The sequence below is a fragment of the Hymenobacter psoromatis genome (assembly GCA_001596155.1).
Classification (GTDB): Bacteria; Bacteroidota; Bacteroidia; order Cytophagales; family Hymenobacteraceae; genus Hymenobacter.
The window spans coordinates 106,498-125,998 of the sequence record CP014771.1; the positions used below are offsets into that span (position 1 = coordinate 106,498).

General features: G+C 60.5%; 13 protein-coding genes. 9 read left to right on the forward strand and 4 right to left on the reverse strand.

Annotation, left to right across the window (positions count from 1 at the left end):
• Nucleotides 1–213 precede the first annotated feature (213 nt).
• The 4 genes from A0257_00490 to A0257_00505 all read right to left on the reverse strand — a co-directional run bounded on the left by A0257_00490 (nucleotide 214) and on the right by A0257_00505 (nucleotide 4,218).
• Nucleotides 214–1,464, reverse strand: a complete 1,251-nt coding sequence (locus A0257_00490; GenBank protein AMR25712.1) for an aspartate aminotransferase — start codon at nucleotides 1,462–1,464, stop codon at nucleotides 214–216.
• An 83-nt stretch (nucleotides 1,465–1,547) separates the two neighbouring features.
• Nucleotides 1,548–2,174: a hypothetical protein gene (locus A0257_00495; GenBank protein ID AMR25713.1), complete on the reverse strand. Its 627-nt coding sequence runs from the start codon at nucleotides 2,172–2,174 to the stop codon at nucleotides 1,548–1,550.
• A gap of 192 nt (nucleotides 2,175–2,366) precedes the next feature.
• Entirely contained in the window at nucleotides 2,367–3,344 is a 978-nt protein-coding gene (locus A0257_00500; protein AMR25714.1) for an electron transfer flavoprotein subunit alpha, read from the reverse strand.
• 133 nt (nucleotides 3,345–3,477) lie between these two features.
• Complete coding sequence (locus tag A0257_00505) at nucleotides 3,478–4,218, reverse strand: electron transfer flavoprotein subunit alpha (GenBank protein ID AMR25715.1); 741 nt, start codon at nucleotides 4,216–4,218, stop codon at nucleotides 3,478–3,480.
• Nucleotides 4,219–4,366: 148 nt separating this feature from the next.
• On the opposite strand from A0257_00505, the gene A0257_00510 reads away from it, so the two are divergent.
• The 9 genes from A0257_00510 to A0257_00550 all read left to right on the forward strand — a co-directional run bounded on the left by A0257_00510 (nucleotide 4,367) and on the right by A0257_00550 (nucleotide 19,407).
• Nucleotides 4,367–4,702, forward strand: a complete 336-nt coding sequence (locus A0257_00510; GenBank protein AMR25716.1) for a hypothetical protein — start codon at nucleotides 4,367–4,369, stop codon at nucleotides 4,700–4,702.
• Between the two features lie 128 nt (nucleotides 4,703–4,830).
• The gene (locus tag A0257_00515; GenBank protein AMR25717.1) at nucleotides 4,831–5,514 is read left to right on the forward strand and encodes a DNA-binding response regulator; all 684 of its coding nucleotides are present in this window, start codon (nucleotides 4,831–4,833) and stop codon (nucleotides 5,512–5,514) included.
• A gap of 33 nt (nucleotides 5,515–5,547) precedes the next feature.
• Nucleotides 5,548–6,963 (forward strand): hypothetical protein, encoded by a 1,416-nt coding sequence (locus tag A0257_00520; GenBank protein AMR25718.1) that lies wholly within the window; start codon nucleotides 5,548–5,550, stop codon nucleotides 6,961–6,963.
• Between the two features lie 256 nt (nucleotides 6,964–7,219).
• Nucleotides 7,220–8,779 carry a hypothetical protein gene (locus tag A0257_00525; protein AMR25719.1) on the forward strand — a complete coding sequence of 520 codons (1,560 nt, stop codon included), beginning with the start codon at nucleotides 7,220–7,222 and terminating at the stop codon, nucleotides 8,777–8,779.
• Nucleotides 8,780–8,915: 136 nt separating this feature from the next.
• A complete protein-coding gene (locus A0257_00530; protein AMR25720.1) occupies nucleotides 8,916–10,022 on the forward strand; it encodes a hypothetical protein in 1,107 nt (368 codons plus the stop codon).
• A 166-nt stretch (nucleotides 10,023–10,188) separates the two neighbouring features.
• The gene (locus tag A0257_00535; GenBank protein ID AMR25721.1) at nucleotides 10,189–13,296 is read left to right on the forward strand and encodes a cation transporter; all 3,108 of its coding nucleotides are present in this window, start codon (nucleotides 10,189–10,191) and stop codon (nucleotides 13,294–13,296) included.
• A 303-nt stretch (nucleotides 13,297–13,599) separates the two neighbouring features.
• Nucleotides 13,600–14,910, forward strand: coding sequence for a hypothetical protein (locus A0257_00540; protein ID AMR25722.1), 1,311 nt, complete (start codon nucleotides 13,600–13,602; stop codon nucleotides 14,908–14,910).
• Nucleotides 14,911–14,996: 86 nt separating this feature from the next.
• The gene (locus A0257_00545; protein AMR25723.1) at nucleotides 14,997–16,097 is read left to right on the forward strand and encodes an efflux transporter periplasmic adaptor subunit; all 1,101 of its coding nucleotides are present in this window, start codon (nucleotides 14,997–14,999) and stop codon (nucleotides 16,095–16,097) included.
• A 157-nt stretch (nucleotides 16,098–16,254) separates the two neighbouring features.
• Nucleotides 16,255–19,407: a cation transporter gene (locus A0257_00550; protein AMR25724.1), complete on the forward strand. Its 3,153-nt coding sequence runs from the start codon at nucleotides 16,255–16,257 to the stop codon at nucleotides 19,405–19,407.
• Nucleotides 19,408–19,501: the final 94 nt, after the last annotated feature.

Sequence of the window (19,501 nt, forward strand, 5' to 3'; positions counted from 1 at the left end):
AGTCGTGGGTGGCAGTGGCGGGAGGAGCAGTAGCGGTTTGCATAAGAGGGTAGGGGAAGCTTTAGCTCGCTGGCTTTGGTGAAAAAATTAAAAAATACGAATCAAAAAAACCAGGCGCTGGGCTTTCAGCTTTTGGTTTATCCTCTTCCATTCCTATTGCTTCGCATCAACTCGAAAATCACCCCAAATAACAACGCTATCGACTGATTTTCCTCAGCCCGGCAAGCTGAGGCTTACCGCACGCTCTGCGGCCACCGCGGCCGGGCGGGTGCGGCCGGGGTAGGCCAGCAGCGCTTGTTCGAGGCAGGTGAGGGCCGCGTCGAGGTCGCGCAGATTCAGAATGTAGGCCAGGCGCACCTGCCGCGCGCCCAGGCCGGGCGTCTGGTAAAAGCCACTGGCCGGCGAGAGCATCAACGTCTCGTTCTGGTAGCTGAAACTGGTCAGCAGCCACTCGCCAAAGCGCTCGGCGTCGTCCACGGGCAGCTCGGCCATCACGTAGAACGCGCCGCCCGGCCTGGGGCACCGCACGCCCGGCATGGCCTGCAAGCGGCGCACCGTGAGGTCGCGCCGGGCCTGATACTCGGCCCGGTTCTCATCAAAGTAGCTTTCGGGCAGCGCCACGGCGGCCTCGCCCAGCAGCATGCCCAGGCCGGGCGGACTGATGCGCATCTGGGCAAAGTGGAAAGCCGTTTGGAACACGGTCGCGTTGCGCGTCACCAGCGAGCCCACCCGCGCCCCGCAGGCGCTGTAGCGCTTCGAAATCGTGTCCAGCACCACCACGTGGTCCGCGCCACCCGCCAGATTGAGCGCGCTCGTGGCGCGCGCCCCGTCGTAGCAATATTCCCGGTAAGCCTCATCCGAGAGCAGAAAAAGCTGGTGGCGCTGGCAAATACGCAGCAGGCCTTCCAGCTCGGCGCGACTATATACGTGGCCGGTGGGGTTGCTGGGGTTGCAGAGCAGAATTGCCTTGGTGCGCGGCGTAATCACGGCTTCGAAGGCCGCCAGGGGGGGTAGGGCAAAGCCGTTGTCGATGGTAGCCGTCACGGGCACGATAGTGACGCCTGCCGCGATGGCAAAGGCCGTGTAGGCCCCATAAAATGGCTCAGGCACCACCAGCTCGTCGCCGGGGTTCAGGCAGGTGAGCAGCGCAAACAAGATGGCCTCGCTGCCGGCCGTCGTCACCAGTATCTCTTCCGTATCAACTTCAATATCAGCGCGGTGGTAGTAGGCCCGCAGCTTCTGGCGGTAGCTGTCGGTGCCCGCCCCGTGGCTGTAGGCCAGCACCCGAATGTCGGCCTGGCGCACGGCTTCAAACAAGCTGGGGGGGGTAGCGATATCGGGCTGGCCAATGTTGAGGTGATACACGTGCTTGCCCTGTTGCTTGGCGGCCTCGGCAAAGGGCGCTAATTTGCGAAAGGGTGAGGCTGGCATATTTTGCCCGCGTTGCGATACGGATAATGACATAACTTACAGAAAGTTGTAAAAATAGCGTAAGAAAAAGTCCCGGCCGATTTTTCGGCCGGGACAGTTGCGGAGAGCGAGTAAAATTAGCCGTTACGCTTATTTAGCTCGTCGCGAATCTTGGCGGCTTTTTCGTAGTCTTCTTTTTCGAGCGCCTGGGCCAGCATCTTGGTTAGCTCATCGAGTGAAACCTGCCCGCTGGGCTCGGCGGCGCGGGGCGCGGGGCGGGCCGCCTCGTCAGTGCCTTCCTCGTCGTCGTCGTCGTCGCGGTCGTCGTCATCCTCCTCGCCGGCCTCGTCGAGGTCCGAAAGAATGATGCCGGCCTCGCTCAGCACGCTTTCCACCGTGAAAATGGGCACGCCAAAGCGCAGGCCAATGGCAATGGCGTCGGAAGGCCGCGCGTCAATCTCAAACGTGGTGGCCCCGTCGGAGCACACGATGCGCGAGTAAAAAACGCCTTCTTTAAGGTCGGAGATAACCACTTCCAGAATGGCCACGTGCACATGTTCGGCGAAAGCCTTGAACAGGTCGTGCGTGAGGGGCCGGTTGGGACTGATTTTTTCAATCTGAATGGCAATGCTCTGCGCCTCAAACATGCCGATAATGATAGGCAGACGGCGGTTGCCGTGCTTTTCACCCAGAATAAGGGCGAACGAGCCGGACTGTGATTGCGAAGAGGAGAGGCCCAGAATTTCGAGCGGGATTTTTTTCAAGGGTCGCGGGGGGCGTTTCGGGTCCTGGAAACGGATAATGGGTAGTCTTTACGACAAATAAAGCAACAACGGCCGGAAATAGCTTACTAAACGCGGCGTTATTGGTTGAAAAAGCACAAAAAAACGTCATGCGGTGGGTGCCGCATGACGTTGATAGTAAAAGCAATAGCTGGCAGCGGCGCCAGCGCTCACCTAGCCGAGTTCTTTTACGGCCGCCGTCAGCTTGGGCAGCACGTCAAACACGTCGCCCACGATGCCGTAGTCGGCTGCCTTAAAGAACGGCGCTTCCGGGTCTTTGTTAATCACCACAATCACCTTCGACGAGTTGACGCCCGCCAGGTGCTGAATGGCCCCCGAAATGCCGCAGGCAATGTAGAGGTTGGGCGAAACCGTGATGCCCGTCTGGCCCACGTGCTCGTGGTGGGGGCGCCAGTCCACGTCGCTTACTGGCTTCGAGCAGGCCGTGGCCGCGTGCAGCGCTTTGGCCAGGTCCTCAATAAGATGCCAGTTTTCGGGGCCTTTCATGCCCCTACCCCCCGACACGACCAACTCGGCTTCGGGCAGCAAAATGCCGCCGGCCTGGTCCTGCATCACCACCTGCTTGGGCGCGTCGGCAAAGTCGGCGTCGCTGAGCTGGGCGGCGAAAGCGACTACCTCGGCCGTTTTGCCGGCTTCGTGCTGCGCCTCAATGGAGTTCTTTTTCACGGCGATAATCTTGCGCTCGCCGGTCAGCACCACGTCCGAAAACGCTTTGCCCGAAAACGCGCCGCGCTTCACCGTAAACTGGCCGCCCTCGGTTTTGGGCAACTCGACCACGTTGGTGGCCAGCGAGGCTTGCAGCCGGATGGACAGCCGCGAGCCCACGGCCGCGCCGATGTTGCTGTTGGCCAGCACAATCACCTTGGCATCTTCCTGCTGGGCAGTAGCAGCAATGAGCTTGGTGTAGGCATTGTTCACGAAGTCCTTGAGGCGCGGCTCCTTGTCATAGAGCACCTTGGCGATGCCCTGCTCGCCAAGCTTGGCGAGGCTGGCATCGGAGGCTTCGCCCACGGCCACGGCGGTGGCGCTGGTGCCGAGCTGCGCGGCCAGCCGCGCGCCGTAGGTAGCCACTTCGAGCGAAGACTTTTTCACTTCGCCCTTATCGCATTCAACTACTACTAAAACTGACATATCGTTGAGTTATTTAGCTAAGAGGATATCTGTCATTGCGAGCCTGCGAAGCAATCGCACCAGAACGAAATCGTTCGAGCATCGTTTGGGTGCGATTGCTTCACAGGCTCGCAATGACAGCTGTTTTTATTACTTAAATGACTTTCGCTTCGTTGCGGAGCAGCTTAATCAGGTCGCCGGCGTTGGCGGCGTCGATGAGCTTCACGCCCAGCTTTTTGGGGGGTAGGGCAAACTCCGTAACCTCGGTGCGGGGCGCGCCGGCGGTGGCGGGCACCACTTTCAAGGGCTTGGTGCGGGCCGTCATAATGCCGCGCATGTTGGGGATGCGGGGCTCGCACATGGGCTGCTGGCACGAGGCCACGAAGGGGGTAGCAACCTGCACAATCTCCTTGCCGCCCTCAATCTCGCGCTCCAGCGTGGCGGTGTTGCCGCTCATATCCAGCTTCATAGCCGGGGCCACGGTCGGGATGCCGAGCAGCTCGCCCACCATGCCGTGCACCTGAAAGCCGTTGTAATCAATGCTTTCTTTACCCATCAGAATTACATCGTAGCTACCCTCCTTGGCGACGGCCGCGATTTGCTCGGCCACGAAAAAAGCATCCTTCGGCGCGGCGTTTACCCGGATGGCGTCGTCGGCCCCAATGGCCAGCGCCTTGCGAATGTTGGGCTCCGTATCGGCCTCGCCCACGTTGAGCACCGTCACGGTGCTGCCCGCGTTGGCCTCCTTCAGCTCGATGGCGCGGGTCAGGGCGTATTCGTCCCAGGGGTTAATCACAAACTGCACCCCGGCCTTGTTAAACTCCTTGTTATCGGGCGTAAAGGCGATTTTGGTAGTTGTGTCGGGAACGTTGGAAATGCAAACCAGAAACTTCATGTAAGCAAGGGTAGGGTGAGAGAAGAAGGCAAAAGTAGTCGGCTTGCATAACAGTTGCCAGGCCAAAAAAGGTCTTTCGACCTTACCTACAACCAGAATGCGGCCTGAAAGTCGCAATTTTGCTCCAAAGATAGCCCAAACCCCGCCCATGAATGCCCCCGGCCGCCTGCAACAGCTGTTAGCTTTTTACGAAGCCGACCCCACTGACCCGTTCACGATTTATGCCCTGGCCACCGAATATCGGGCGGCCGAGCCGCTGCGCGCCTGGGAATTCTACGAAAAGTTACTGACTGCGCACCCCGACTACGTGGGCACCTACTACCACGCCGGCAAGCTGCTCGAAGGCTTTGGCAGGAAGGACGAGGCTGAGAAGGTGTATCGCAAAGGCTTGGTAGTGAGCCGCAAGGCCGGACAGCTGCACGCCGCCAGCGAGATTCAGCAGGCGTTGAACAGCTGCCTGGGCCTGGATTATGATGATGAGTAGGCAGTAGCGCGAACTTTCCAGTTCGTGCGCGAGCGCCAGCGAGCATAGTCGTTCGCGGCGCGCGGTGCCGCCTGCTCGCTACGCTCGCGCACGAACTGGAAAGTTCGCGCTACGTTAAACTTAATACCATGTCAACCAAGATTTTACTAGTCGAAGACGAGCCTAAGGTATCGGCTTTCATTCGGCGCGGGCTGGAGGAGGAAGGTTACGAGGTGGAAGTGGCCTACGACGGCACTTTTGGCCAGCGGCTGGCGCTGAGTAAGGAATTCGACCTGCTTATTCTGGACGTAATCCTACCCGGCCAGAGTGGCCTGGAGGTGCTCAAAGCCGTGCGCGCCCAGGACCAGGAGCTGCCTATTCTGATGCTTACCGCGCTGGGCACCACGCAGGACAAGCTGCTGGGCTTCGATGGCGGGGCCGACGACTACCTCATTAAGCCCTTCGACTTCGTGGAGCTGCTGGCGCGGGTGCGGGCGCTCACGCGCCGCCGCGACCGCCGCTCGACCAAGGGCAACCAGCTGAGCCTGGCGGACCTGACGGTGGACACGGCGGCCAAAACCGTGACCCGCGCCGGGCAGCCCATCAAGCTCACGGCCCGCGAGTTCAACCTGCTGGAGCTGCTGCTGCGCCACCAGGGCCGCGTGCTGAGCCGGGGCGAAATAGCGGAGCACACCTGGGAAGATTCTTTCGACACGGGCTCCAATGTGATTGACGTGTACGTAAATTACCTGCGCAATAAAGTGGATAAGAGTTTTGATAAGAAGCTGATTCATACGGTGGTAGGGATGGGCTACGTGCTACGGGAAGAATAGCCGCCCTACCCCCCGCGCTATCTTTAACGAGCTATGGCCTCCCTTCCGCGCTACGCGTTTCTCTACCGCGTTACTATTCGCAACCGGCTGACCTGGTTGTTTTTAGGTATCGTGGCCGTGCTGCTGTTCGCGGTGCTGGCCCTTGTGTTCGTGTTGCAGCTGACCTCTTCGCGACGCGAGTTTCGGCAGCGGCTGCGCGAGCGGGCGCAGGTGACGGCCTACATCTACCTCGAAAAGGACGAGATGCGGGCCAGTGCCTTTCGCGACTTCGAGAAAAAATACCTTCAGGCGCTCAGCAACGAGGTGTTGCAGGTATATGACGCGGCCGGCCGGGTGCGCTTCGTGGCCGAAGATGAGCGCGTGCGGCTCTCTGATGCCATCCTGGCGCGCATCGTCATTAATAAAGAATACTATTTTCAGCTGGGCCAGCGGCAGGCGGTCGGGCTGTTTTATCAGGATAACCAGGGCGACTACACCATCGTGGCCGCCGCCGAAAACGTGTATGGCCAGCGCCGCCTGCGAAGCCTGGCCACGATTATGGCCGTGATTTTCGTGGTGAGCCTGCTCGTTATCTATGGGGTAGGGCGGGGCTTCGCGGGCCGGGCGCTGGCCCCCATCGCCGCCCTCAACGACCAGGTGGACCGCATCACGGCCCAGGACCTGCACCAGCGCGTGGATGAAGGCTTTTTGCGCGCCAGCAAGCGCGACGAGCTCACGCGCCTGGCCCGCACCTTCAACCGGCTGCTGGGCCGCCTCGAAGCCAGCTTCGAGGGGCAGCGCACCTTCGTGCGCAACGCCTCGCACGAGCTGCGCACGCCCCTGACGGCCAGCATTGGCGAGCTGCAGGTGCTGCTGGCCCGTGAGCGCTCGCCGGAGGCTTACCGCGAAGGCGCGGCCTCGGTTTTGGGTGAATTGCAGCAGCTTAAAACATTGATTAATAACTTGCTGGACATGGCGCAGGCCGATGGCAACGTGCCGCTCACCGAGGAAGTGCGCCTCGACGAGCTGCTGTGGGAAGTGCGCGAGGCCGTGGCGCCAGCCCAGCGCGCGCGGGTGCAGATAGACCTGGGCGACCTCGCTGAGCTACCCGCCGACCCAGCCGCTTTCGTGGTGCCGGGCCACCGCGGCCTGCTGGCGCGGGCCCTGGGCAATCTGGTCGATAATGCCCTCAAATACTCGGCCGACGACCAGCGGGTGCTCCTGAGCCTGCGCTGCCAGCCGGGCGGGGGCTGCCTGGTGCGCGTGGCCGACGGGGGGGTAGGCATTGCCGCCGACGATTTGGGGCAGGTGTTTCAACCGTTTTTTCGGTCGGCGGCGGTGCGGGGGGTGGTGGGGCACGGGGTGGGGCTGCCGCTGGCCCAGCGCATCACCAGCCTGCACGGCGGCACGCTTACGTTGCGCTCGGAACCCGGCCGGGGCACGGTGGCCGAGTTGCTATTTGGTGGTTGAACTGAAAAAAGATGAAGTTTTTTTAAGAAATTCATCTTTCTAATTCATTTCTAATGTGCCTCTAATAAGGACCTAATGTGGGTAACGGAGCTTTGTATTATCCTTTCACAGCTGCATTTGTCAGTTGCCACGCGGCCTGCCGCGGCGCGGCGGCCGGCCGGCAGTTTTGCCCATTATGCGTTTCCCGAATTTTGCCTTTCGAACCCTGACCGTAGCCGGGGGACTAAGTTTGACCGCCGTGGCTGGCTGGGCTCAGATGCCCATGCCCAATGCGGCCCGCCCGGCCACTGGTGCGCCGCTGCCCGCCACGCCGGCCCCGGCCACCGTGCCCGCCACCACTACCGGCCAGGTGCCGGGGCCCAAGGGTAACATTGCCCCGGCCCAACTTCCTGGCCAGCCCAGCGCCACGCCCACGTTTGGGCAGCCGGGCGCGCCGCTCACCAGCCCCGGCGGGGCCCTGAGCCGCCCCGGCGGGGCCTTAAGCAGCCCCGGCGTGGGCAGCCCTACCCCTTCCGGGGCGGCCAATACTGGGGCGTTTGGCGCGTACCCCGTGGCGATGGGGCTGGCTCAGGGGGCCGCGCTGTCGCCTACCCCTACCGACACGCTGCACGTCACGCTCGACCAGGCGCAGGCCCGCTTTATGCAGGCCAACTTCCAGTTGCTGGCCCAGCACTTTAATATTGACGTGGCCAATTCGGCCATCCGGCAGGCGCTGCTGCGCGACAACCCCAACCTCCAGATGGAGGTGAACGCGTATAATCCGAATACCAAAAGCTTCTTCCCGCTGGGCCGCCAAACCGACCCGCTGAACCCCTCGGGCGGCACCTTCGTGGCCCAGATTCAGCAGCTGATTGATATTTCGGGGCGGCGCAGCAAGCTGGTGCAGCTCTCGCGCACGGGCGTGGCGGTGCAGCAGGCAGCTTTTGAGGACCTGCTGCGGCAGGCGCGCTTCCAGCTGGTGCAGTCGTTTTACAACGTGGTGGCCGAGCGCCGCAAATTGGATTTTACGGAGCAGGAGCGCACGCAGCTGGGCCGCCTGCTGGCCGGCTACCGCGAGCGCCTGCGCCTGGGCACGGTGGCCTCGTATGAGGTGACGCGCCTGGAGCTGGAGCAGCAGAGCCTGGAGCGCGACCGCAGCGACCAGCTCAACCAACTTACGCAGGACCAGGCCACGCTGCGCGTGCTGCTGGCCACGCCCGGCTCGGTGTTCGTGGTGCCCGAGGGCGTTGAGTTCCTACCCCCCCCACCAGCCACGGTGCCCGCCCTGGCCGACCTCGAAACGCAGGCTTTTGCCCTGCGCCCCGACCTGCGCGCCGCCACCGAGCAAACGGCCTACACCCAGCAAAACCTGGCCGTGCAGCGCTCGCTGGCCGTGCCTAAGCTGCTGGTGGGTGCCGACTATGCCAGCCAGGGCAATACTTACGTCCACTATTTCGGCTTGCAATCGGCCATCGACCTGCCGGTTTTCAACCGCAACCAGGGCAACGTACAGGCGGCCAAAGTTGGCATTCAGCAGTCGGGCTTTGCCCTGAACGGCGTGCATCTGCAAGTGGAACAGGACGTGGCCAGCGCCTACGAGCAGCTGCAACGGGCCATTGGGCTGCGCCAGAGCATCACGCCCGACTACCTGGCCCGCACCGCCAACGTGAGCCGCGACGCCGTGGCCGACTACAACCGCCGCCTCATCGACCTGGTGAGCTTTATCGACAAGTTCCGGGCTTATAAGGAAGCCCAGCTCGGCCTCATCGATATCAGCAGCCGCCTGCTGCAAGCCGAGCAGCAAGTCAACTTCGCCACCAACGCTAAAGTGTTTTAATTAATTGAGAATGAAAGCATTTGTCGTTGCGAGTTTGCGAAGCAATCGCACCCGCACGAAACCCGAACGACTCGTTCTGGTGCGATTGCTTCGCAGGCTCGCAATGACAGATGGCTGGTTATTCCTCATTCCAACAATGAAGTCCTTCCCCAAAACGACCTTTCGCCTGCTTATCGCGGGCCTGCTGGCCGCCCCGGTCCTGAGCCTGACTGGCTGCGGCGGCAACAAACCCGAGCTGCCCACCAACACCAAGGATACCGAATCGACTTACCGCACCGACACCGTAAGAAGCCGCGACCTGGTGCAGGACATGCGCTTTACGGGCAAGGTGAGCTACGACCAGCGCCGCGTGGACCAGGTGTTTCCGGTGGTGAGCGGCAACGTGCTGAGCGTGAATGCCGCCCTGGGCGCGCACGTGACGCAGGGCCAGGCCCTGGCCACCGTGCAGAGTGCCGACGTCAGTGGCTACCTCAACGACTACAACGGTGCCAAGAGCGACTATGCTCTGGCCAAGCGCACCGCCGACAACACCGAGCAGCTCTACAAAACCAACTTCGCCTCGCAGTCCGACCTGGTCGCGGCCCGCGAGGGGCTGGTCAAGGCCCAGTCGACGCTTAACCGTAGTCAGCAGATACTCAAGCTGTACGGGGCCAGCACCGGCGGCACGGCCCAGCCCATCTACCAGGTGAAGGCCCCGGTGAGCGGCTACGTGGTGGCCCGCAACATCAACCCTAACATGCAGCTGCGGCCCGACAACTCGACGCCGCTCTTCACCATCTCGGACCTGAGCCGGGTCTGGGTGCTGATTAACGTGTACGAAACCGACGTGGAGGAAGTAAAAGTAGGTCAGCCGGTGATTATCACCGCGTTGGCCTACCCCGACAAGCAGTTTAAGGGCATCATCACCAACATTTCCAACGTGGTGGACGCCGACACCCGCGTGCTGCAAGCCCGCGTGGAGCTGCCCAATCCCGACGGCCTGCTCAAGCCCGATATGTTTTGCACCGTGTCTCTGCAACTCAAAGATGGGGGCGAAGACCTGGCGCTAAACCCGAAAGCGGTGATTTTCAGCAAGGACAACTACTTTGTGGTGAAGCAGGACAGCCCCGGTAAGTACCGTGTGGTGCCGGTGCAGGTGGTGCGCACCACCTCGCAATACACCTACGTGAAGGGCGACCTTAAGAACGGCGACCAGGTTGTGACCGAAGGTAGTCTGCTGCTGTTTAATGATTTAACGGATTAGGTTTAAGCTGCTCTCCGCGGGCACCTCACCCCCCGGCCCCCTCTCCTGCGGAGAGAGAGCAACGGTCATGCACCGGTCGGCAATCGTCAGGCTCCCCCTCTCCGCAGGAGAGGGGGCCGGGGGGTGAGGTGCCCGCGGAGGGCGACTAAAAGTCAACTACTTAGCAATGAATAAATTCATCAAAGGGCTCATCGGCTTTTCGCTGAGACACCCGTTCATCATCTTCTTTATCACCGCGTTGGTGGTGGCAGCGGGCGCGGTGAGCTTCTACTACACACCCGTGGAGGCCTACCCCGACGTGACCAACACGGAGGTGGTCATCATCACGCAGTGGTCCGGCCGGTCGGCCGAAGAAGTGGAGCGCTTCATCTCCATCCCGATTGAGACGGAAATGAACTCGATAAGCCGCAAAACGGTGATTCGCAGCATCAACCTGTTTGGGCTGTCGTTCATCAAAATCGTGTTTGAGGACGGCACCGACAACTTCAATGCCCGCATGGAAGCCGCCCAGAAGCTGGCCAACGTGAACCTGCCCGACGGCGTGGACCCCGAAGTGCAGCCGCCCACCGGCCCCACCGGCGAGATTTACCGCTACACACTCACTTCCAAAACCCGGTCTTCAACCGACCTTAAAACCCTGGAAGACTGGGTGATTGAGAAGAACCTGAAGGCCGTGCCGGGGGTAGGCGACGTGGTGAGCTTCGGCGGCAAGGTGAAAACCTACGAGGTGGCCGTGACGCCCCCACTGCTCACCAAATATGGCCTCACGGCGCTCGACGTGTTCCAAGCTTTGCAGCGCGCCAACGTGAACGTGGGCGGTGACATCGTGCGCGAAGGCCAGCAGTCGTTCGTGGTGCGCGGCATCGGCATCGTGAAGAACGTGTCTGATATTGAGAAGATTATCATCAAAAACGTGAACGGCGTGCCGGTGCTGGTGCGCAACATTGCCAACGTTCACACCTCCAACCTGCCGCAGCTCGGCATCGTGGGCCGCGACGACCACGACGATGTGGTGGAAGGCATCGTGCTGATGCGCAAGGGCGAAAACCCCGGCGCCGTGCTACCCCTGCTCGAAGCCAAGGTGGACTACCTGAACACGACCGTGCTACCCAGCGACGTGAAAATCAAGGTGTTCTACGACCGCACCGAGCTCAACGAGCACACCCTGCACACGGTGGGCGAGAACGTGGTAATGGGTATTACGCTGGTAACCATTGTCTTGCTTCTTTTTCTGGCCGATTGGCGCACCACGGTGACGGTGGCGATGGTAATTCCGCTGGCCCTGCTCTTCGCCTTCATTCTGATGCGCTGGAAAGGCATGACGGCCAACCTGTTGAGCATCGGCGCCATCGACTTCGGCATTATTATCGACGGGGCCGTGGTGATGGTGGAAGGGCTCTTCGTGATGCTGGCCCACTGGGCCGAGCACGAGGGCATGGAAAACTTCAACAAGCGGGCGAAGCTGAGCAAAATCCTGCACACGGGCACCGAGATGGGCAAGTCCATCTTCACGTCTAAGCTCATCATTGTCACGGCGTTGATTCCGATTTTCTCGTTCCAGAAAGTCGAGGGCAAGCTGTTTTCGCCGCTGGCCTACACGCTGGGCTTCGCCCTGTTGGGCGCGCTGCTGCTGGCCCTCACGCTGGTGCCGGTGCTCTCGTCCATCCTGCTGCGTAAGAACGTGCGGGAGCGTCACAACCCGCTTATCGAGTTCCTGAACCGCAACTATTCGCCCTTGCTCGACAAGGTGATGGGCCACCCGCGCCGGGCAATGGGCGGCGCGCTGGTGGCGCTGGTTATGGGCATCGGGGCTTTCCACTTCGTGGGCACCGAGTTCCTACCCCACCTCAACGAGGGCAGCATCTACGTGCGCGCCTCCATGCCCTTGAGTATCAGCCTGGAAGACTCGTACCACTTCACCAAGCAGTTTCGGCAGGACTTTGAGCAGTTTCCCGAAGTGCGCGGTGTGATTTCGCAGACCGGCCGCCCCAACGACGGCACCGATGCCACGGGCTTCTTCAACCAGGAATTCTTCGTGGACCTCTACCCGGCCGACCAGTGGAAGCGCAAAGTGACTAAGGATGAGCTCATTGCCGAGATGCAGGCCAAGCTGGCCCACTACCGGGGGGTAGATTTCAACTTCTCGCAGCCCATCAGCGACAACGTGGAGGAAGCCGTGTCGGGCGTGAAGGGCTCGATGGCCGTAAAAATCAGTGGCGACGACCTCAACTTCCTCGATAAGAAGGCCGATGAGGTCTATGCCCAACTCAAAAAGGTAAAGGGCATTGAAGACCTTGGCATCTTCCGCAACCTGGGCCAGCCTGAGCTGCACATCACCCTCGACCCCGACAAGATGGCCCAGTTTGGCGTGTCTGCCGCCGATGCCAACGCTGTCATTGAAATGGCGATAGGGGGTAAGGCCGTGAGCCAGGTCTTCGAAGGCGAGCGCAAGTTTGACCTGCGCCTGCGCTACGACGTGCCCTACCGCTCGACGCCCGACCAAATTGGTAACCTACTGGTACCCAACCTGAACGGCGGCAAGGTGAAGCTCCAGGAAATTGCCGACATCGGCAACGTGGCCGGCCCGGCCTTCATCTACCGCGAGAACAACTCGCGCTTCATCGCCATCAAGTTTTCAGTGAGGGGTAGGGATATGGGCAGCACCATTGCCGAAGCGCAGGCGTTGGTGAAGAAAAACGTGGCCCTGCCCAAAGGCTACAGCGCACAGTGGAACGGCGAGTTTGAGAACCAGGAGCGGGCCCAGCGCCAGCTCTCCATCGTGGTGCCCATCAGCATATTAGCCATTTTCTTCATCCTGTTCATCTCCTTCGGCAATGCCCTCGACTCGGTGCTGGTGCTGCTCAACGTGCCGTTTGCCCTCATCGGCGGCATCGCGGCGCTGCTGCTGACCGGGGTCAACTTCTCGATTTCGGCGGGGGTAGGGTTCATCGCCCTCTTCGGCGTGGCCACCCAGGACGGCGTTATCCTGGTCAACAAATTTCGCCAGAACATGCGCGAGGGCATGCCCCTGGTGCAGGCCATCAAGGACGGTGCCCGCTCGCGGCTGCGCCCGGTGGTGATGACCGCCCTCATGGCCTCGCTGGGCCTGCTGCCGGCCGCCCTCAGCCACGGCATCGGCTCCGAAACCCAGAAGCCGCTGGCCATCGTGGTTATCGGCGGCCTCATCACGGCCACGCTGCTGTCGCTGCTTATTTTGCCGGCCGTGTACGAGTGGGTATATAGCAGCAAGCAGGAGCGAGAGCGGCATAAGTAAGCCACTATTTTTGAGGCGCTAAGCAAGCCCCTGGCCCCAATGGCCAGGGGCTTTTTCGGCTGATTATAATTCAATTCTAATTGGTTTCTAATCTCCTTCTAATCGGTTTCTAACCTCTTTATAATGAGCTTCTAATGAATATGTTGGTCTGATGAATGAAGTCCGCTTTCTTCCTGTTAGCTTTGTCTAAATGCCTGGCAAGATATTTAAAGTAAGAAAGTGATTTCACAAAGAATTTTTGGGGCCATTCGTCGCTGTCGGCCAGCTCTTTCAGTGGCGGCCACTCGGGCTAATCCAGCGCGCTTGGTGAGGGCCGGCGTGCTGCTGGCAGGGCTGAGCTTAAGCCTGGCTCCGGCCGCTTCCGCGCAGCTGCCGGCGGGCGCGCCCGCCCCGCCCGTCGATACGGTGCGCCTGACCCTGCCCGAAGCCGAGCAGCGCTTCGTGCAAAACAACCTGCAGGTGCTGGCTCAGCGCTACAACATCACGGCGGCGCAGGCGCTGGCCGTGCAGGCCCGCCTCATCGACAACCCGACCATCCAGCTGGACCAGAATGCCCTGCTGCAAGTTCTGCACCAGCGCCAGCTCGACGATGGGAGTGGCCGGGCTAGCAACCAGTTTGCTTTTCAGGCCCAGCAGCTGTTTGCGCTGGCCGGGCGGCGGCGGGCGGCGGGCAAAGCGGCCCAGCAAGCGGCCGTGGTCGAAACCTTCAACCTGGAAGACCTGGTGCGCAACCTGCGCTTTCAGCTGCGCACCACCTACTACGATATCTATTTCCGGCAGCAGACGCTGCGCGTCTATGACAACGAGATTCCGTCGCTGCACCACACCGTGGACCTCTACCAGAGCCAGTTTGAGAAGGGCAACATCGCACTCAAAGAAGTTATTCGCCTGAAAGCCTTTTTGTTTACGCTGGAAAGTGAGCGGCTGGGCCTCGTGACCGAACAGGCCAGTGCCCAGGCCGACCTGCATATTCTGCTGCGCGACTCAACGCGCTCGGCTTACCGGCCCGTGGTTAACTCCGGCCGGGTGCAGAACCTGTCGCTGGCCCCCTTTCCCGAGACCCAGCTGACCGATACGGCGCTGGTGCGCCGCGCCGACCTGCTGGCCCGCCGCGCCGAGGTGCAGCGCCAGAACCTGAACCTGAACCTGCAGCGCGCCGTGGCCACGCCCGACCTGGCAGTGGGGTATAGCTATGACCGTTTTGGCTCATACATTGCCGATTATCAGTCGCTTACCCTGGGGTTAGCGGTGCCGATTTTTAACCGCAACCAGGGTAATATTCAGGCGGCCAAGGCCCAGATTAATGGTGCCCAGGCCCAGGCGGCCCAGCAGCAGTTGGTGGTGCGGCGCGAGGTGCACGAGGCCTACCAGGTGGCCCAGCGCCAGGATGACCTCTACCAGCACACCAGCCGCGACACTACCCCCTTCGCCCGCCTCATCGACAACATCGAGCAGAGCTACACCAAGCGCCTGATAAGCGTGGTCGAATACTTGGACTTTTACGAAGCTTACAAAAACAACGTCATTCAGCTCAACACCTTGCGGGCCAATCGGATGCGCGCCTTCGAAAACGTCAACCTGGCCACGGGCCGCACGCTCTTTCGGGCGGAGTAGGAGTTTGGGTTCCTTGTTTCCAGCTCCTGGGTAGGAGTTGTCAGCGGGTTAGGATTTTAAGAAATCAAAAAGAATAAATTAATACAATGAAAAATTATTTGTTGCTGCTGAGCCTGGGCCTCGGTCTGGGAGCCTGTTCTAAGTCAGCGGAAACGGCTAGTGCGGACGAGGCCAAAACGGCCAAAAAGTTCTCGCTTTCTGACCAGACGCTCAAGGAATTAGCTTTCGATACCGTGCGCCTGGAGCCCGTGCGCAGCGAGCAGTCATTCTCGGGCCAGGTGGTGACCAACGGTGACAAGACCGCCAAGATATTTCCCCTGGTAGGGGGGGTAGTGGAAAAGCTCAATGTGGAGCTGGGCGACCACGTGACCAAGGGCCAGGTGCTGGCCGTGGTGCGGTCGGGCGAAATTGCCGACGTGCAAAACCAGAACAGCACCGCCGGCACCGATGTGGCCATTGCCAGCAAAAACCTGAGCGTGGCCGAGGACCAGTTTAAGGCTGGCCTAGCCGCTGAGCGCGACGTAGTGCTGGCCCGCGAGGAGTTGCGCAAAGCCCAGAGCAACCTGGGCAAAACCAACAAGCAGCTCGGCATCTACGGCGTGTCGCAGGATGGGCACTACGTGATTAAGGCCCCGATTTCGGGCTTCATCACCGATAAGAACGTGACGCAGGGGATGCAGTACACCAATGCCAACACCGATGCCGATGGCTTTTTTACCATCGCCGACCTCGACCAGGTGTGGGTGCTGGCCAACGTGTTTGAGTCGGACATTGCCAAAGTGAAGCTGGGCTACCAGGCCGACATTACTACCCTCTCCTATCCCGACAAGCATTTTAAGGGGGTAGTCGATAAGGTCTTCAACGTGCTCGACCCCGACAGCAAGGCGCTGAAAGTGCGCATCCGCCTCCAAAACCCCGATTACCTGCTCAAGCCCGAGATGTACGCCCAGGTGCATATCCTGAACACCGAAAAGCAGAAGGAGCTGGCCGTGCCCGCCAGCTCGGTGATTTTTGACAAGGACCAGCATTTCGTGCTCGTGTACAAGAGCCGCACCGACGTGGAAACTCATCCCGTGAAGGTGACTAAAACTGTGGGCGACATCAGCTACGTGAGCGGCAACATCAAGGCCGGCGACGCCATCGTGACCAAAAACCAGCTGCTCGTGTACGACGAGCTGAACGACTGACTATAAGCCCGTTTGTCATTGCGAGCGCAGCGCGGCAATCTTTCCTGGTCGTTCGCATGAATTGGGTTAGTAACCCTTACGTGAAGGAAAGATTGCCGCGCTTCACTTCGTTGCGCTCGCAATGACAGGCGATTATAACTAACTCATTAATAGCGCAGTGAATAAGTTTATCCAGGGCATTATTGCCTTTTCGCTCAAAAACAGGGGGTTTATCTTTCTGCTCACGCTGGCGGCGATTATCGCCGGGGTAGTGAGCTACCGGAACACGCCCATCGAGGCGTTCCCGGACGTGACGAACACCGAAATCACCATCATCACGCAGTGGCCCGGCCGCTCGGCCGAGGAGATTGAGAAGTTCGTGACCGCGCCCATCGAAATCGCGCTCAACCCGGTGCAGAAAAAGACCAGCGTGCGCTCGACCACGCTCTTCGGCTTGTCGGTGGTGAAAGTGATTTTTGACGACGGCGTGGACGATGCCTTCGCCCGCGTGCAGGTCAACAACCTGCTGGCCGGGGCCGACCTGCCCGAGGGGGCCGAGCCCGAGGTGCAGCCGCCCTACGGCCCCACCGGCGAAATCTTCCGCTACACGCTGGCCAGCAAGGACAAAAGCACCCGCGAGCTGAAAACCATTCAGGACTGGGTTATTGAGCGCAACCTGAAGGCCGTGCCCGGCGTGGCCGACGTGAACAGCTTCGGCGGCGAGGTGAAAGCCTACGAAATATCGGTGGACCCCAGCAAGTTGCAGGATTTTGGCCTCACGCCGCTGGACCTCTACACCGCCGTGCAGCGCTCCAACATTAACGTGGGTGGCGACGTGATAAATCAAGGTCAGCAGAACTACGTGGTGCGCGGCATTGGCCTGCTCAACGATATTTCGGACATCAACAACACGGTGGTGAAGACCGTAAACGGCGCGCCCATCCTGGTGAAGGACGTGGCGCAGGTGCGCGAGTCGGCCCTACCCCGCCTGGGCAAGGTGGGCCGCGGCCTCAACGACGACATGGTGGAAGGCATCGTGGTGATGCGTAAGGGCGAAAACCCGTCGGAAGTCATTAAGCTGCTGCAAGCCAAAGTGGAGCTGCTGAACGACAAGATTCTGCCGCCCGACGTGAAAATCAGCACGTTCTACAACCGCCAGAACCTGATTGACTTCTCGACCGAAACCGTGATTCACAACCTCACCGAGGGCATGATTTTCGTGACGGTAATTGTTTTCCTGTTCATGGCCGACTGGCGCACTACGGTGATTGTGAGCATCATCATTCCGCTGGCGCTGCTGTTTGCCTTCATTTGCCTGCGGCTGAAGGGCATGAGCGCCAACCTGCTCAGCATGGGTGCCATCGACTTCGGCATCATCATCGACGGGGCCGTGGTGATGGTGGAAGGCCTCTTTGTGGCGCTCGACCACAAGGCCCACGAGGTGGGCATGGAGCGCTTCAACAAGCTCGCCAAGCTGGGCATTATCAAGAAAACCGGCCGCGACATGGGCAAGTCGATTTTCTTTGCCAAAGCCATCATTATCACCGCGTTGCTGCCGATTTTTTCCTTCGAGAAAGTAGAAGGCAAGGTGTTCTCGCCGCTGGCCTGGACGCTGGGTTTCGCCCTGCTCGGCGCGCTGATTTTTACGCTGACGCTGGTGCCGGTGCTGGCCTCGATTTTGCTGCGCAAAAACGTGCGGGAAAAGGAAAATTTCTTACTGCGCGCTATTAATAAGGGCGCGCGCAAAGTGTTCGTGTTCACCTACGCCCGCAAAACGGCCAGTCTCATCGCGGCCGCCGCCATCGTGGTGGCGGGCATCGGGATGTATCAGTTTCTGGGCACCGAATTTCTGCCCGAGCTGAACGAGGGTAGCATTTACGTGCGGGCGCAGCTGCCGCTAAGCATCTCGCTCGACGCGTCGAACAAGCTCTGTAATGAGATGCGGCGCGTGTTCATCAGTTTCCCGGAGGTGAGCGACGTGGTGAGCCAGACCGGCCGCCCCAACGACGGCACCGACCCCACGGGCTTCTACAACAACGAGTTTCTGGTGCAAATCAAGCACACCGACGAGGTGCAGAACAACATGAAGCACAAGGCTTACCGCGAAGCGCTCATCGAGCGCATGAAGGATAAGCTGGACCGCTTTCCGGGGGTAGATTTCAACTTCTCGCAGCCCATTACCGACAACGTGGAGGAAGCCGCCTCGGGCGTGAAAGGCAGCATCGCCGTCAAAATCTACGGCACCGACCTCAAGCTGATGGAAGGCAAGGCCCGCCAGGTGTTCGAAGTGCTGCAAAAAGTAGCTGGCATCGACGACCTGGGCCTGCTACGCAACATCGGCCAGCCCGAGCTGCATGCCGACCTCGACGAGCGCCGCATGGCCAGCTACGGCGTGAGCAAGAGCGACGCCAACGCCGTGCTCGAAATGGCGGTGGGCGGTAAGCAGGCCAGCCAGATGTATGAGGGCGAGCGCAAGTTTCCCATCCGGGTGCGCTACGAGACGCAGTTCCGCGAGAGCCCGACCGAGATTGCCGCCCTCATGGTGCCCACCCAGAGCGGCAAAACCGTGCCCCTGAACGAGATAGCCGACATCAAGCAGGTGACCGGCCCCAGCCTGATTTACCGCGACGACAACACCCGTTTCTCGGCCGTCAAGTTTTCGGTGCGGGGTAGGGACCTGGGCTCGGCCATCGCCGAGGCGCAGGAAAAAGTGAACAAAGTGGTGGTGCTGCCCAAAGGCTATTCCATGAAGTGGACCGGCGACTTTGAGAACCAGCGCCGCGCCTCGCAGCGCCTGGCGCAGGTGGTGCCCATCTCGCTGGCGCTCATTTTCTTCATCCTGTTCATCCTGTTTGGCAACCTGAAAGATGCCGGTCTGGTGCTGCTCAACGTGCCGTTTGCCCTCATTGGCGGCATCGCGATGCTGCTCATTACGCACACCAACTTCTCGATTTCGGCCGGTATCGGCTTCATCGCCTTGTTTGGTATCTGTATTCAAAACGGCGTGATTCTCATCAGCGTCTTCAAGCAGAACATGCTGGCCAAGATGAGCCTCGACCGCAGCCTGGCCGAGGGGGTAGCCTCCAGGGTGCGCCCGGTGGTGATGACTGCCCTCATGGCCATCATTGGCCTCATGCCGGCCGCCCTCAGCACCGGCATCGGCTCCGAAACCAGCAAGCCCCTGGCCATCGTCGTCATCGGCGGCCTGCTCACCGGCACGTTGCTGACGCTGTTCATCTTCCCCTTGATTTTCGAGCGCACCTACCGCGCCCAGCACACGCACTACACCGACGACCGGGCCACGCCGCCAGCGGCCGTGCTGGTGCATTAGCGAAGTAGCGCGAACTTTCCAGTCCGTGCGCGAGCAAAGCGAGCAGGTGGCAGCGCGCGGCGCGAACGACAATGCTCGCTTTGCTCGCGCACGA

What these genes read in the sequence shown, in the direction of transcription:
- A0257_00490 (AMR25712.1), bottom strand. Translation starts at nt 1,464, where the DNA reads ATGTCATTATCCGTATCGCAACGCGGGCAAAATATGCCAGCCTCACCC.
- A0257_00500 (AMR25714.1), bottom strand. Translation starts at nt 3,344, where the DNA reads ATGTCAGTTTTAGTAGTAGTTGAATGCGATAAGGGCGAAGTGAAAAAG.
- A0257_00505 (AMR25715.1), bottom strand. Translation starts at nt 4,218, where the DNA reads ATGAAGTTTCTGGTTTGCATTTCCAACGTTCCCGACACAACTACCAAA.
- A0257_00510 (AMR25716.1), top strand. Translation starts at nt 4,367, where the DNA reads ATGAATGCCCCCGGCCGCCTGCAACAGCTGTTAGCTTTTTACGAAGCC.
- A0257_00515 (AMR25717.1), top strand. Translation starts at nt 4,831, where the DNA reads ATGTCAACCAAGATTTTACTAGTCGAAGACGAGCCTAAGGTATCGGCT.
- A0257_00520 (AMR25718.1), top strand. Translation starts at nt 5,548, where the DNA reads ATGGCCTCCCTTCCGCGCTACGCGTTTCTCTACCGCGTTACTATTCGC.
- A0257_00525 (AMR25719.1), top strand. Translation starts at nt 7,220, where the DNA reads ATGCCCATGCCCAATGCGGCCCGCCCGGCCACTGGTGCGCCGCTGCCC.
- A0257_00530 (AMR25720.1), top strand. Translation starts at nt 8,916, where the DNA reads ATGAAGTCCTTCCCCAAAACGACCTTTCGCCTGCTTATCGCGGGCCTG.
- A0257_00535 (AMR25721.1), top strand. Translation starts at nt 10,189, where the DNA reads ATGAATAAATTCATCAAAGGGCTCATCGGCTTTTCGCTGAGACACCCG.
- A0257_00545 (AMR25723.1), top strand. Translation starts at nt 14,997, where the DNA reads ATGAAAAATTATTTGTTGCTGCTGAGCCTGGGCCTCGGTCTGGGAGCC.